The sequence below is a fragment of the Sphingobium fuliginis genome (assembly GCF_004152845.1).
Taxonomy (GTDB): Bacteria; Pseudomonadota; Alphaproteobacteria; order Sphingomonadales; family Sphingomonadaceae; genus Sphingobium; species Sphingobium fuliginis.
Genome location: NZ_SEON01000009.1, coordinates 157,420 through 170,182 on the forward strand (window position 1 = coordinate 157,420; position 12,763 = coordinate 170,182).

A 12,763-nucleotide genomic window follows, 5' to 3' on the forward strand; every position below is an offset into this window, starting at 1 on the left:
AGTTCTAGGGGTTTGGCCATGAAGCTCATGACCGGCAATTCCAACAAGCCGCTCGCGGCCGCCATCGCCGACTATATCGAGATTCCCCTGACCGACGCGAGCGTCCGCCGCTTCGCCGACGAAGAGGTTTTCGTGGAAATTCACGAGAATGTCCGCGGCGAGGACGTGTTCGTGATCCAGTCGACCAGCTATCCGACGAACGACAATCTGATGGAGCTGCTGATCATGATCGACGCGCTGAAGCGCGCGTCGGCCAAGCGAATCACGGCGGTGGTCCCCTATTTCGGCTATGCCCGGCAGGATCGGAAGCCCGGCCCCCGCACGCCGATCTCGGCCAAGCTGGTCGCCAATCTCATCACCACCGCAGGCGCCAACCGCGTGCTGTCGGTGGACCTGCACGCCGGGCAGATCCAGGGCTTCTTCGACATTCCGACCGACAATCTGTTCGGCGCGCCGGTCATGTCGGCCGACATCCAGGCGCGCTTCGGCGACCGCAACCTGATGGTCGTGTCGCCGGACGTGGGCGGCGTGGTGCGCGCCCGCGCCCTTGCCAAGCGGCTGGACAACGCCCCCCTCGCCATCGTCGACAAGCGGCGTGAGCGCGCGGGCGAATCGGAGGTCATGAACATCATCGGCGACGTGAAGGGTCGCTTCTGCGTGCTGATCGACGACATCGTCGATTCGGCGGGCACGCTCTGCAACGCCGCAGCCGCGCTCAAGGTGGCGGGGGCTGAAGAGGTGGCCGCCTATGTCAGCCATGGCGTGCTGTCGGGCGGCGCGGTGGCGCGGGTCGAGGCGTCGGAACTCAAGGAACTGGTCATCACCGACTCGATCCAGGGTACGGATGCGGTCTGCGGCGCGAAGAGCATCCGCCATCTGCCGATCGCTCCCCTGTTGGGCGAGGCGATCAAGCGCATCGCGGACGAAAGCTCCGTTTCCAGCCTGTTCGACTGAGATCGCCGCGAGGAAGTCGAAAAAAAGGCTGCCGATGGTCCCATCGGCGGCCTTTTTCATGTCCGTTCGGCAAAGTCGCGCGGCGCGACTTTGCTCAGTTGCGCGGAAACAACAGCAGCGGCAGGCTGCAAACCAGCGCCATCGCCAGGAAGATGCGCTGGCTGAGTGAAATGCCGAGCGGCTTGTCGCGCCACAACCAGGGGCAGGTCAGCAGGGCCAGCATGAACAGGATGTTCGCCAATGCGGGCGAACCGTCGGCCGGGAGATCCTGCCACAGCGCCAGCCCTCCGAACAGGGCCATGAAACTTACAATCCAGCCGACCAGCGCCACCAGCAACTCCTTCGAGACATGTCGAAGGATAGGACGGCGCGAACCGGCGGAAGTTTAGGCGGAATGCGCCCAGGGGTCGTAAGTGCCGAAGCTCCAGACATTGCCTTCCGGATCGAGCGCTTCATAGCCGCGACCGGGATAGCCGTCATTGTCGTGCGGCTCGCTGACCACCACCGCGCCTTCATTCCGTGCGTGAAGGCAGTGGGCGTCGGCGTCGGGCACGACCACATAGATGCAGGTGGTGACGCCGCCCAGTTCCCTGGGCGTGCTCCAGCTATAGAGCGATTCCATCGCTCCGTCGCGGACGCTGCCCAGCATGACCATGCCCTCCCCCAGCACCAGCTGGGCATGATGGACGATGTGCGGGTCGTCCGCATCTTCGTAGCTGGCCTGCACTTCGAAACCAAAAGCCCGGCAGAGAAACCGGATGGCGGCGGGCGCATCGGCATAGCGCAGGCCGGGGATGACGGGAGAACCGGGCATCACATCCCTCCTTCAGGGAATCGGAGAGACCCAGCCTATCCTTTAACTCCGCCCGTCGCGACAGCCCTTTGCATTTTCCCGGCGGTCGACCGTTCCGCCGGGCGGGAAAATGCTCTAGGCCCATGGCATGACGACCCGCGACGATCTGGCCCTTGCCAACCGCCTTGCCGACGCCGCCCGCGCGGCGATCCGCCCCTTTTTCCGCGCGCGCTACGACATGGAATTCAAATCCGACAAGTCCCCCGTGACGGAGGCGGACAGGGCCGCGGAAGCAGCGATCCGCGCGATCCTGGAGAAGGAACGGCCGCAGGACGGCATCATCGGGGAGGAATATGGCGCGAGCCGCGAGGATGCGGAACGGGTATGGATCCTCGATCCCATCGACGGTACGCGCAGCTTCATCGCCGGGCGGCCGATCTTCGGCACGCTGATCGCGCTGACCCAGGCGGGTTGGCCGACCGTCGGGATCATCGACCAGCCCATTGCGGAGGAACGCTGGGCGGGAATGATGGGGCAGCCGACGACCTTCAACGGCAAGCCGGTGACCACCCGCGCCTGCCGCGCCCTGGACGAGGCGATCCTGGCATCCACCGCGCCGCAGCTTTTTCCGGGCTGCAGCGGCGAGCATTTCTCACGCCTTGCGGGGCAGTGCCGCGACACGGTCTGGGGCGGGGACTGCTATAATTATGGGCTGGTCGCGTCGGGTCATGTCGACATCGTGGTCGAGGCGGGTCTCAAGCTGCACGATCTGGCGGCGCTGGTGCCGGTGGTGGAGGGCGCGGGCGGGCGGATGTGCGACTGGACCGGCGAGCCGCTCACGCATGACAGCGACGGTCAGGTGATAGCGCTGGGCGACGCCGCGCGGCTGGATGACGTGCTGGAGGCGTTGGCCGAGGGGCATGAGGGTCATTAGGGCGCTAATTATTTCAGGAGGGTGTATCACTCGTCCAGCTCGGACGGCGATCTGTTAGCTGGGAAATGAGCCTGTCGCCGCTCAGCACCCCGCGATTGGTGCAGGGCGCCAGTGCATCAGAAGATGCCCAGGAATTTCTTCTTCTGGCTCTTATTTTCGCGGGCATTGCCCTTACCGGCTTCATCCTTGGCCGTGGTGCCGCGGCCGACATCGTCGCGGGGCTTGCCGCCCTTGGTGCGCTGGGCGGCGGCCGTCGCGCCGGCAAGGACCGGACCGCAGGCGGCGCTCTTCGCATCCCCGACATCGACGAAGGCAAGTACCGAGGCAAGCGGCGTGGCCGCTATGCCGAGCGCCGCCGCCGCGCCGCCGCGCGCGACCAGTTCGGGGCTGATCACGTCGATGCCCGGCCTGGCGAAATATCCGGTGATGCCGACGGGCGACTGACCCGAGAACAGGCTGAACTTCTTGCCGTCAGCGCGGAAGGCGAGGTCCAGGCTTTCGTTGCGGAAGGAGAAGCCGCCCCGGCCCAGCATCACATTCTTGCGCGTATCGATGATGATCGGATCGGCGGCGGCCACGCCGTTGCGCACGGTGAAGGCGATCAGGCCGCAATTGATCTCCACCGGGTCCTTCAGCTTCTTCTGGAACATCTTGGTGATGAAGGTGCCGATGTCGAGTTCCGCCAGTTGGACGTTGCGCGCCCACATGGAGCCCGCCGGCAGGATCACGGCGATGCGACCGTTGGACGTGCTGAGCGAATCGTGCAGCGTGTTGCCGAGGCCGGTCATCTGGACGCGCGCCTTGATCGTGCCGGTGGTGCCGGATTCCTCCACGCCCCAGCGGGAAAGCAGCTTGCCCATGGGCGTAGGAGACAGTCGGATGTCGTAGCTGGTGCGAACGGGTTCTGTCCGGGCATTGATGCTGATGTCGGAACTGACATGACCGCCCGACATGTCGAATGTCAGCGGCGACAGCCTGAGCAGGCTGCGGTCGAGCGAGAGCGTCAGGCCGATATTGGACACCGGCAGATTGTCGGCGCGGACCCGGCGGACGTCATAGCGGACGCGCGCATCGAAATTGCGCAGCGCCTCCACTCGCAGCGGCGCGTCGGGCAGGACGCGCGGCGTGCCGCCCACCGTCTGGATCGCGCCCGCCTTGCCCTGCCTCTCCAGCCGCTGGGGGTCATAGCCGATGAACGGGCCGACATCGACGATGTCGAGGCTTTGGGTGGCGAGGTCGGCCTTCAGCAGCAGGCGATCGTCGGGCAGGGACACGGTCATGCGCCCCGCCAGGTCGCTGTCGCCGAAACGGCCCTTGAGATGGGTGAACCGCCACTCCTCGCCAGCCTTGGTCAGCGCGGAGGTAAAGCGATAGGCGCGCGTTTCGGGAATGGCGACGCCCAGGAAATCGAACAGCCGCGCAAGATTGGGGCCATGGGTGAGCAGGCGCAGGTCCGCCCCCTCGATCTCGGTCGCGCCGGGAAGCGTGCCGCTGACCTCCAGCACGGTCGCGCCAGCCTCGGCCCGGAGGGCAAGCCTGTTCCGGCCGCCCGTCACCGTCTGGTTGGGCGAGAGCAGGCCGCCGCGCAGCCTGAAGGGGCGGCCCCGCATCGTGCCGGTGCCGGAAAAGCGCACGTCGCTGGCAAAGCGGGTGTCCTGCGCCTTCACCGTCTCGAATCCGATGTCGGCGTCAAGCTGCATGCGGGGGTCGCGATAGCGCAGCGTCGTACCGGCCAGGAGGGCGCGGCGGATCAACGGCAGGTTGAGCGGTTCGCCCTTCCTGCCGGGATCGCCGAAGGTCCATGTGTTGCTCCTGCCGTCGCGCGACCATTCCAGATCGGCGGCGGCATTGCGCAGTTCGAGCCAGCGGACCTTGTACTTGTCCCCGAAGAGAAGGCTGAGGGGCGCGATCCGGCTATCGATCAGATCGGCCCGGAAAAAGGCGGGCCGGCTGGCCCAGGGCGTATTGGCGACGGCCATATGCTCGGCGCGGAACTTGATCGTGATGGGGTCGAAATAGAGCTGGAAGTCGCCGCCGACGCGCACGGGGCGTTCAAGGCGGTTGCCGAGCATCCGTTCGAAGGGATGCTTGAGGAAGCGGCCCTTGGTGATGAAGAGCATGAGCCAGAGCGCGAAGAGAATGCCGACGATCCAGAGCAGGATGCGCACCGGCAGGGGGAGCCTTCGCCAGCCCTCTCTGGCGCGCTGGACATAATGGCCCGTGCCGCGGGGGCGCGGCATTTCGCTTGTCGGCCTATCCGGCCGATCGGGGCTTGCCGGCATGTCCGGCCGGAGGGGATCGGCGTCGGCCATGGCGGTTCAACGCCGATCCGCCTTTTTGGGTCCGAATCGCTTGCGTTCGGGGATGCTTCCGACTATGGGCCGCCCTTCGCGATATTTGGAAGGACCGCCCGGCTAACTAGGGCTGCCGTGGCTGTCCGTAATCGTCGCGCTTTGAAAAGGAGACGAAAATGCCCAAGCTCAAGACCAAGAGCGGTGTGAAGAAGCGCTTCAAGTTCACCGCTTCCGGCAAGGTCAAGCACGGCGTCGCTGGCAAGCGTCACCGCCTGATCAGCCACAATGCGAAATATATCCGCCAGAATCGCGGCACCTCGGTCATGTCCGACGCCGACGTGGCCCATGTGCGCCTCTGGGCGCCCTATGGCCTGAAGTAAGGGAGGGCTGACCAATGGCACGTGTCAAGCGTGGTACGACCACCAAGGCGAAGCATAAGAGGATATTGGATCAGGCGAAGGGCTATTATGGCCGTCGCAAGAACACGATCCGCATCGCCCGTCAGGCCGTCGAAAAGGCCGGCCAGTACGCCTATCGCGACCGCAAGGTCAAGAAGCGGACCTTCCGCGGCCTGTGGATCCAGCGCATCAACGCCGGTGTCCGCGCCGAGGGCCTGACCTATTCGCAGTTCATGCACGGCCTGAAGCTGGCCGGCGTGGATCTGGACCGCAAGGTCCTGGCCGACATTGCGATGCACGAAGGCGAGGCGTTTAGCGCCATCATCGCCCAGGCGAAGGCTGCGCTGCCCGCGGCCTGAGCTTAGAACGGTCGCAAGATCGTCCAAAGGGGCGCCGGGGCAGATGCCTTCGGCGCCCTTTTTGATTGGCGTGAACCCCCATCTCCGCTCACCCTGGGCGAAGTCGAAGGTTCTGCTGAGCCGCAGGCGAACGGTTTCGCCAGGCTCAAGCGCTGGCTTCGGCTTCGCTCAGCCCGAACGGTATTGAAGGAATATCCCTCATGTCGCTGCATGTCTGGTGGCTCTATGTCACGGCGGTCTTCCTGATCTCGGCCACGCCGGGACCGAACATGCTGCATGTGATGACGCAGAGCATTCATCATGGCCCGCGTCGGGCGCTTGCCACCATGGCCGGGCTGATGAGCGCGATCCTGCTGTGCCTGATCGCCTCCGCGCTGGGGCTGGGGGCGTTGCTGAAAGCCTCTCCGCGCCTGTTCGACGGGTTGCGCTATGCAGGTGTCGCCTATCTGATCTGGCTGGGCGTCAAGGCCTGGCGCGCGCCGGTGGGTGAAGCAGGCGAGGTGGGCGCCACGCGGGCGCGGTCGCTGCGGGCGCTCTATGGCACCGGGTTGCTCACCGGCCTCAGCAATCCCAAGCTCATCATCTTCGCGGCCGCGCTGTTTCCGCAGTTCATCGATACCGATCGGCCCTTTGCGGTGCAGCTGGGCATATTGGTGGCGAGCTTCGTCGCCATCGAGTTCGGCTGGCAGTGCGTCTATGCGCTGGGGGGCATGAAGCTCGCCCGCTGGTTGGCGCCCGCGAACCGGCAGCGGTTGTTCAACCGGGGAACGGGGCTGATGTTCATCGGCTTCGGCGGGGCGTTGCTGGGGGCGCGGGCGTAAGTCCCCGCTTTTCCACCTCGTCATTCCCGCGAAAGCGGGAACCCATCTCCCGAGGAATGCATGAAACGCGAAATCAGCCCAACGGTCTACATATTGGCGAGCCGCCGAAATGGGACGCTGTACACCGGCGTTACCTCCGACCTTGTAAAGCGTCTATACGAACATCGAAACGGCTTGATTGAAGGCTTCACGAGCGACTACGGCGTCAAGCGCCTTGTCTGGTTCGAAATGCATGACGCGATCGATGGCGCGATATTGCGGGAAAAGCGGATCAAGAAATGGAACAGGCAATGGAAGATCGAGCTGATCGAGGCTGGAAATCCCGAATGGGATGATCTGGCCCTGGCTTTCGGCTTTGAACCCCTCCGCGAGAGGGCAGGAGATGGGTTCCCGCTTTCGCGGGAATGACGGGAAAGTGGAACGACGTTCGATGACTGAGATTGCCAATCTGAAAGCCGGCCTGATCGCGGATATTGCCGCCGCCGACACGCTCGACGCGCTGGAGGCGCTGCGGGTCGGCGCCTTGGGCAAGAATGGCGTGGTGACGGGGTTGCTCAAGACGCTGGGCCCGATGAGCCCGGAGGAGCGGCTGGAGAAAGGCCCCCCGATCCAGGATTTGCGGGAGAGCGTGACGGCGGCGCTGGCGGAAAGGAAGGCGGCGCTGGAGCAGGCGGCGCTCGATGCGAAGCTTGCGGCCGAGAAGATCGACATGACCCTGCCCGCCGACACCGGTCCACAGGGGTCCGTGCATCCGGTCAGCCAGGTGATGGACGAACTGGCGGAGATTTTCGCCGATCTGGGCTTCTCCGTGGCGACGGGGCCGGAGATCGAGGACGACTGGCATAATTTCACCGCGCTCAACATTCCGGAGACGCATCCGGCGCGGGCGATGCACGACACTTTCTACTTCCCCGACACCACCGATGGGAATGGGGACGGGAAGAAGATGCTGCTGCGCACCCACACCTCCCCCGTGCAGATCCGGACCATGATGAACGGCGAACCGCCGATCCGCATCATCGCGCCGGGCCGCGTCTATCGGTCGGACAGCGACGCGACGCATACGCCGATGTTCCATCAGATCGAGGGGCTGGTGATCGACAAGGGCATCACGCTCGGTCATCTCAAATGGACGCTGGAGACTTTCCTGAAGGCCTTTTTCGAGCGCGACGACATCGTCCTGCGCCTGCGGCCCAGCTATTTCCCCTTCACCGAACCTTCGGTGGAGGTCGACGTCGGCTATACGCTGGTGAACGGCCAGCGGGTGATCGGGGGCGACGGCGACGCGCCGGGTGGCGGCTGGCTGGAGGTGCTGGGCAGCGGCATGGTGAACCGGCGGGTGATCGAGGCCTGCGGGCTCGATCCGGATGAATGGCAGGGCTTTGCCTTCGGGACGGGCGTCGACCGGCTCGCCATGCTGAAATATGGGATGAACGACTTGCGCGCTTTCTTCGACGGCGATCTGCGCTGGCTGAAACATTATGGCTTTTCGGCGCTGGATGTGCCCACTTTGAGCGGGGGAGTGGGCGCATGAAGTTCACGCTGAGCTGGCTCAAGACGCATCTTAATAGCGATGCCGACCTGCCGACGATCCTCAAGGGGCTGACGAACATCGGTCTTGAGGTCGAGGGCGCGGAGAATCCGGCGGAGAAGCTGGGCGCCTTCCGCATTGCGAAGGTGCTGACGGCGGAGCGTCATCCGCAGGCGGACAAGCTGCAGGTGCTGACCGTGGATGCGGGCGACGGCCCGTTGCAGGTGGTCTGCGGCGCTCCCAATGCGCGGGCCGGGCTGGTCGGCGTGTTCGGGACCGAGGGCGCGGTGGTGCCGGTCAACGGCATGGTGCTGAAAAAGACCGCCATTCGCGGCGTCGAATCCAACGGCATGATGTGCTCGTTCCGGGAGCTGGAACTGGGCGAGGATCATGACGGGATCATCGAACTCAGCGCCGATGCGCCGGTGGGACGGGTCTATGCGGAATGGGCGGGGCTGGACGATCCGGTCATCGACGTGTCGATCACGCCCAACCGGCAGGACTGCATGGGCGTGCGCGGCATCGCGCGCGACCTGGCGGCGGCGGGGCTGGGCACGCTGAACGCGCTGATCGTGCCAACGATCGAGGCCGCCGGGCCCGGACCGGACGTGCGGATCGAGGATGCGGAGGGCTGCCCCGCCTTCTTCGCCCGGACAGTGCGCGGCGTGAAGAACGGCAGCTCGCCCGAATGGATGGCGAAGCAGTTGAAGGCCATCGGGCAGAAGCCGATCAGCACGCTGGTCGACATCACCAATTACATCATGATCGATCTGGGCCGGCCGCTGCACGTCTATGACATGGCGACGCTCAAGGGCGGGCTGGTGGCGCGGCGCGGCAGACCGGGCGAGCAGGTGCTGGCGCTGAACGGCAAGACCTACACGGTCGATGAGAGCATGACCGTGATCGCCGACGACGAAGCGGTGCACGACATTGGCGGCATCATGGGCGGCGAGCATTCGGGCGCCACGGAAGCCACGACCGACGTGCTGATCGAATGCGCCTATTTCACGCCGGAACGGATCGCGGTGACGGGGCAGAAGCTGGGGCTGACCAGCGACGCGCGCGGACGGTTCGAGCGTGGGGTGGACCCGGCCTTCCTGGACGACGGCCTGTCGATAGCGACCTATCTGGTGACGCATCTGTGCGGCGGCAGCGCCAGCGAGGCGACGCGCGCCGGCAGTCCGCCGCTGGCCGTGAAGACCGTGACCTACGATCCGGCGCAATGCCTGGCGCTTGCCGGCGTCGACGTCGCGGATTCGGAGCAGAAACGCATTCTTGAAAGCCTGGGATTCGAGGTGGAAGGCAATGACGCCACCTTCGAATATCAGGACGGCGTGCCGGTCACGACCCCTGCCACATGGACCGTGACGGTGCCGAGCTGGCGGCGTGATGTCGACGGCTGGCCCGACATCGTCGAGGAGGTGGTGCGCATCGTCGGGCTGGATCAGGTGCCCTCCACCCCCCTGCCCCGCGCCCCCGGCGTCGCCAAGCCGACCGCCACGCCGGAACAGGCCATCGAACGGCGCGTGCGCCGGACGGCGGCGGCGCGTGGGCTGGCCGAAGCGGTCAACTGGTCCTTCATTTCGGAGAGGGAGGCCGCCGCGGTCGGCGGCGGGGCATGGACCCTCGCCAACCCGATTTCGGAGGATCTGAAGGTCATGCGTCCTTCCCTGCTGCCCGGTCTGCTTTCGGCCACGCGGCGGAATGTGGACCGCGGCGCGGCTTCGGTGCGGTTGTTCGAGCTGGGCCGCCGCTATCTGGCGGACAAGGAGCGGCCGACCGTCGGCTTCGTGCTGGCGGGCGAGAAGGTGGCGCGGGGCTGGCAGACCGGGAAGGCGCAGCCCTTCTCCGCCTTCGACGCCAAGGGCGAGGCGATCGCGCTGCTCACCGCCGCGGGCGCGCCCGTCGCCAATCTCCAGAGCTTCGGCGAGGCCTCGGGCGCCTATCATCCGGGCCAGTCGGGCACGTTGCGGCTGGGGCCGAAAACGGTTCTGGCGGAGTTCGGCGTGCTGCATCCCAGCCTCGCCAGGCAGTTCGGGCTGACCGGCGCGGTGGTCGCGGGCGAGATCTTCCTCGACGCGATCCCCGCCCGACGGGCCAGCGGCTTCATGCGCCCGCCCTATGCGCCGCCAGCCTTGCAGGCGGTGAAACGCGATTTCGCGTTCCTCGTCGATCAGACTGTCGAAGCCGACGCACTGGTCCGTGCGGTCAGGAACGCGGACAAGAAAGCGATCGTTGACGCGCGGCTGTTCGACGTCTTCGTCGGCCCCGGCGTGGATGAGGGCAAGAAGAGCCTTGCCGTCGAGATCACGCTGCAACCCGGCGACAAGAGCTTTTCCCAGGAAGAGCTGGACGCGATCAGCGCGGCCGTGGTGAAGGCGGCGGAAAAGCTGGGCGGCACTCTGCGGGGATGAGGCTGTTCGCCGGGATCGAGGGGAAAGCGCGGCTTGCCGGTCTCTTCCTTCTCGGCGGCATGGCGGCGCGCGGCGTGGGTGAGGCCATGATCCGCGCCGCTCTGGTCGTGCCCGGTTCCGGGCGGGAAACGGCGCGGAACATAAAGGACTTTCCCTGGGCCTATCGCGCGGCGGAGGCGACCGATCTGGCGATGGCTTGCGCCATGCTGGGGGCGACCGTCCTGCTTTATGCGCTGTTCGCGCCGGGCGGGAGGCATGTTGCGCGGATGGCGGCTTCGCTTTCCGTCATCGGCATTGCGACGCTGGGGGCAGGCAGCCTGCTCTCCATCGCGCCGCTCATCCTGCTGGACGGGGCGCCGCATCCGGGCATCGGCATGGCGCAGACCTATTCGCTCGTGGAACTGACGCTGCTGCTGCGGGATCAGGTTCAACACGTCGCACGCATCTTCCTGGGGCTGTATCTGCTGCTGATCGGTCTGCTGGCTTTCCGCTCGCGGCGGTTTCCCCGCGCATTGGGCGCGGCGCTGATGTTCGGCGGCTCGGTACAGGCGGTGGCGCGCCTGATGGCGCTGATCGCGCCGGACCTGGCCGACGCGACGGTGATTCAGGCGGACATCGTGGCGGTGCTGGCGGAGGCGGTCTTCGCGCTATGGCTTATTTTTTCGGCTCGTCGGCCTTTTCCTGCGCCGTCGGCGGCGGACTCATGATCTTGCAACCCTTGGCGTCGGCCAGGCCGCGCAAATAGCCGCGCCGGGCTATGCCGGCGGTGACGGCGGCTTCCAGACGACGCTCGGCAGGGGCCGCGCCGCTGATCTCCCGCACGAGGCCGCGAAAGGGAATGATCGAATTGACGATCGTCTTGCCGACGGCTTCGGCTATCTTGCCGGTGCGGTTCTCATTCGCCTTCTGCCCCACGGTGAAGTCGGGGCCAAGCACCGCGTTGAGTTCTTCGAGCGAGGTCTTGAGCGCCTTGCAGCTCCGCAAGGGCGGGCGCTTATAGGGGTCTTCGACCGCCTGCTGGAGCACATCGGGAATCTTGTCCTTGTCGATGCCGACATCCCGCGCGGGCTGGGTCGCGATGGTGCCCGCCTTCTTCAACGTGTCGTCCTTCTTCTCCTGTTCCTGCGCCAGAGCGCCCGTCGAACAGAGCAGCAGCGCAGCCACGCCGATCCATTTCATCCGATTTCTCCCTGCTGCTTCTTCAACCCCTTGAGACTGGGCGTGGTTCCGCGCAGGCCTGGCCGCTCCGGACTCTTTCTTTTCCGCGATTTCCTGACCGGCGGTCGGTTCCGGTCGCCGGGAAATCGCTCTATGCCGGACGGCAAGGAGATTGCAGCATATGGCGGACGAATTCATCACCATCGGTTCAGGCGATCTGAGCGCCGTCGTCAACCCGCTGGGGGCGGAGCTCTGGTCGCTGAAGGACCGGCAGGGGCGCGAGTTGATGACCGATGCGGACCCGCGCTGGTGGACGGGACACGCGCCGTTGCTCTTCCCCTTCGTCGGGCGCTCTCGCGGGGATGCCTATCGCTTCGAGGGGCGGGATTACGCGATGCCGCAGCATGGCTTTGCGCGGCGCAGGGCTTTCGCGCTGGTGGAGCGGAGCGGCGAGGCCGTGACCTTCCGGCTGGAGGCGGATGCGGAGACGCGGGCGGTCTATCCCTTCGACTTCCGGCTGGACATGCGCTTCGCGGTCGAGGGAGCGGCGCTGCGGATGAAGGCGACGGTGGCCAATATCGGCGAGGGCAACCTGCCCTTCTCCTTCGGCTATCATCCTGCCTTTGCATGGCCGCTGCCCTATGGCGGGGCGGCGGAGGATCACCGGGTGCTGTTCGAGAAGGCGGAACCCGCGCCGATCCGCAAGGTGGGGGACGAGCCGGGCCTGATCGCGCGGGAAAGCATTGCTTCACCCGTGGATGGCCAGGTGCTGGTGCCCACCCATGCGATGTTTGAGGGCGACGCGCTGGTCTGGGACCGGCTGGAGAGCCGCAGCCTGTTCTGGGGCGTGCCGGGCGGCAAGGGGCTGAGGATCGATTTTCCCGATACGCCCTGGCTGGGGCTGTGGCAAAAGCCGGGGGCGCATTATCTTTGCGTGGAACCCTGGGCGGGGATGGCCGATCCGGTGGGTTTTACCGGAGATGTTTGGGAGAAGCAGGGGATCATGCGGCTGGCGCCGGGGAAGGAACGGGCCTTCCGGATGGACGTGACGGTGGTGGGCGGCTGAATTCGAGTTGCCTTCCAAAAACGGCCTTACTGGCGCGGCGG

14 protein-coding genes are annotated in these 12,763 nt (G+C 65.9%); 10 read left to right on the forward strand and 4 right to left on the reverse strand.

Annotated features, from left to right (window positions below):
• The first annotated feature begins 18 nt into the window (after positions 1–18).
• A complete protein-coding gene (locus tag EWH10_RS19160; RefSeq protein WP_044661184.1) occupies positions 19–954 on the forward strand; it encodes a ribose-phosphate pyrophosphokinase in 936 nt (311 codons plus the stop codon).
• A 94-nt stretch (positions 955–1,048) separates the two neighbouring features.
• Here EWH10_RS19160 and EWH10_RS19165 read toward each other — a convergent pair whose 3' ends face one another.
• Together EWH10_RS19165 and EWH10_RS19170 are read right to left on the reverse strand one after the other, a co-directional pair.
• A complete protein-coding gene (locus tag EWH10_RS19165; RefSeq protein ID WP_025548238.1) occupies positions 1,049–1,285 on the reverse strand; it encodes a hypothetical protein in 237 nt (78 codons plus the stop codon).
• Positions 1,286–1,339: 54 nt separating this feature from the next.
• Entirely contained in the window at positions 1,340–1,768 is a 429-nt protein-coding gene (locus EWH10_RS19170; protein WP_044661183.1) for a VOC family protein, read from the reverse strand.
• A gap of 127 nt (positions 1,769–1,895) precedes the next feature.
• Between EWH10_RS19170 and hisN the strand changes: the two genes are divergently transcribed.
• Positions 1,896–2,681, forward strand: coding sequence for a histidinol-phosphatase (gene hisN, locus EWH10_RS19180; RefSeq protein WP_025548235.1), 786 nt, complete (start codon positions 1,896–1,898; stop codon positions 2,679–2,681).
• Between the two features lie 116 nt (positions 2,682–2,797).
• Here hisN and EWH10_RS19185 read toward each other — a convergent pair whose 3' ends face one another.
• Positions 2,798–4,993 carry an AsmA family protein gene (locus tag EWH10_RS19185; protein WP_044661182.1) on the reverse strand — a complete coding sequence of 732 codons (2,196 nt, stop codon included), beginning with the start codon at positions 4,991–4,993 and terminating at the stop codon, positions 2,798–2,800.
• 158 nt (positions 4,994–5,151) lie between these two features.
• Between EWH10_RS19185 and rpmI the strand changes: the two genes are divergently transcribed.
• The 7 genes from rpmI to EWH10_RS19220 all read left to right on the forward strand — a co-directional run bounded on the left by rpmI (position 5,152) and on the right by EWH10_RS19220 (position 11,205).
• Positions 5,152–5,355 (forward strand): 50S ribosomal protein L35, encoded by a 204-nt coding sequence (rpmI, locus tag EWH10_RS19190; RefSeq protein ID WP_007689506.1) that lies wholly within the window; start codon positions 5,152–5,154, stop codon positions 5,353–5,355.
• A 14-nt stretch (positions 5,356–5,369) separates the two neighbouring features.
• Positions 5,370–5,732, forward strand: coding sequence for a 50S ribosomal protein L20 (gene rplT, locus EWH10_RS19195; protein ID WP_022682430.1), 363 nt, complete (start codon positions 5,370–5,372; stop codon positions 5,730–5,732).
• A 200-nt stretch (positions 5,733–5,932) separates the two neighbouring features.
• Positions 5,933–6,553 carry a LysE family translocator gene (locus EWH10_RS19200; protein ID WP_025548232.1) on the forward strand — a complete coding sequence of 207 codons (621 nt, stop codon included), beginning with the start codon at positions 5,933–5,935 and terminating at the stop codon, positions 6,551–6,553.
• Positions 6,554–6,613: 60 nt separating this feature from the next.
• Positions 6,614–6,961, forward strand: coding sequence for a GIY-YIG nuclease family protein (locus EWH10_RS19205; protein WP_007689499.1), 348 nt, complete (start codon positions 6,614–6,616; stop codon positions 6,959–6,961).
• Positions 6,962–6,983: 22 nt separating this feature from the next.
• Positions 6,984–8,087: a phenylalanine--tRNA ligase subunit alpha gene (gene pheS, locus EWH10_RS19210; protein WP_025548230.1), complete on the forward strand. Its 1,104-nt coding sequence runs from the start codon at positions 6,984–6,986 to the stop codon at positions 8,085–8,087.
• The gene (pheT, locus tag EWH10_RS19215; protein WP_044661181.1) at positions 8,084–10,498 is read left to right on the forward strand and encodes a phenylalanine--tRNA ligase subunit beta; all 2,415 of its coding nucleotides are present in this window, start codon (positions 8,084–8,086) and stop codon (positions 10,496–10,498) included. The genes pheS and pheT overlap by 4 nt, the downstream gene beginning before the upstream one ends.
• Entirely contained in the window at positions 10,495–11,205 is a 711-nt protein-coding gene (locus EWH10_RS19220) for a DUF4386 domain-containing protein (RefSeq protein ID WP_044661180.1), read from the forward strand. The genes pheT and EWH10_RS19220 overlap by 4 nt, the downstream gene beginning before the upstream one ends.
• Here EWH10_RS19220 and EWH10_RS19225 read toward each other — a convergent pair.
• Positions 11,153–11,677, reverse strand: a complete 525-nt coding sequence (locus EWH10_RS19225; RefSeq protein WP_044661179.1) for a hypothetical protein — start codon at positions 11,675–11,677, stop codon at positions 11,153–11,155. The two genes, EWH10_RS19220 and EWH10_RS19225, sit on opposite strands and share 53 nt — an antisense overlap.
• Positions 11,678–11,837: 160 nt before the next feature.
• Here EWH10_RS19225 and EWH10_RS19230 point away from each other — a divergent pair, with 160 nt between their 5' ends.
• Positions 11,838–12,722: an aldose 1-epimerase family protein gene (locus EWH10_RS19230; protein WP_044661178.1), complete on the forward strand. Its 885-nt coding sequence runs from the start codon at positions 11,838–11,840 to the stop codon at positions 12,720–12,722.
• The last annotated feature ends 41 nt before the right edge of the window (positions 12,723–12,763 follow it).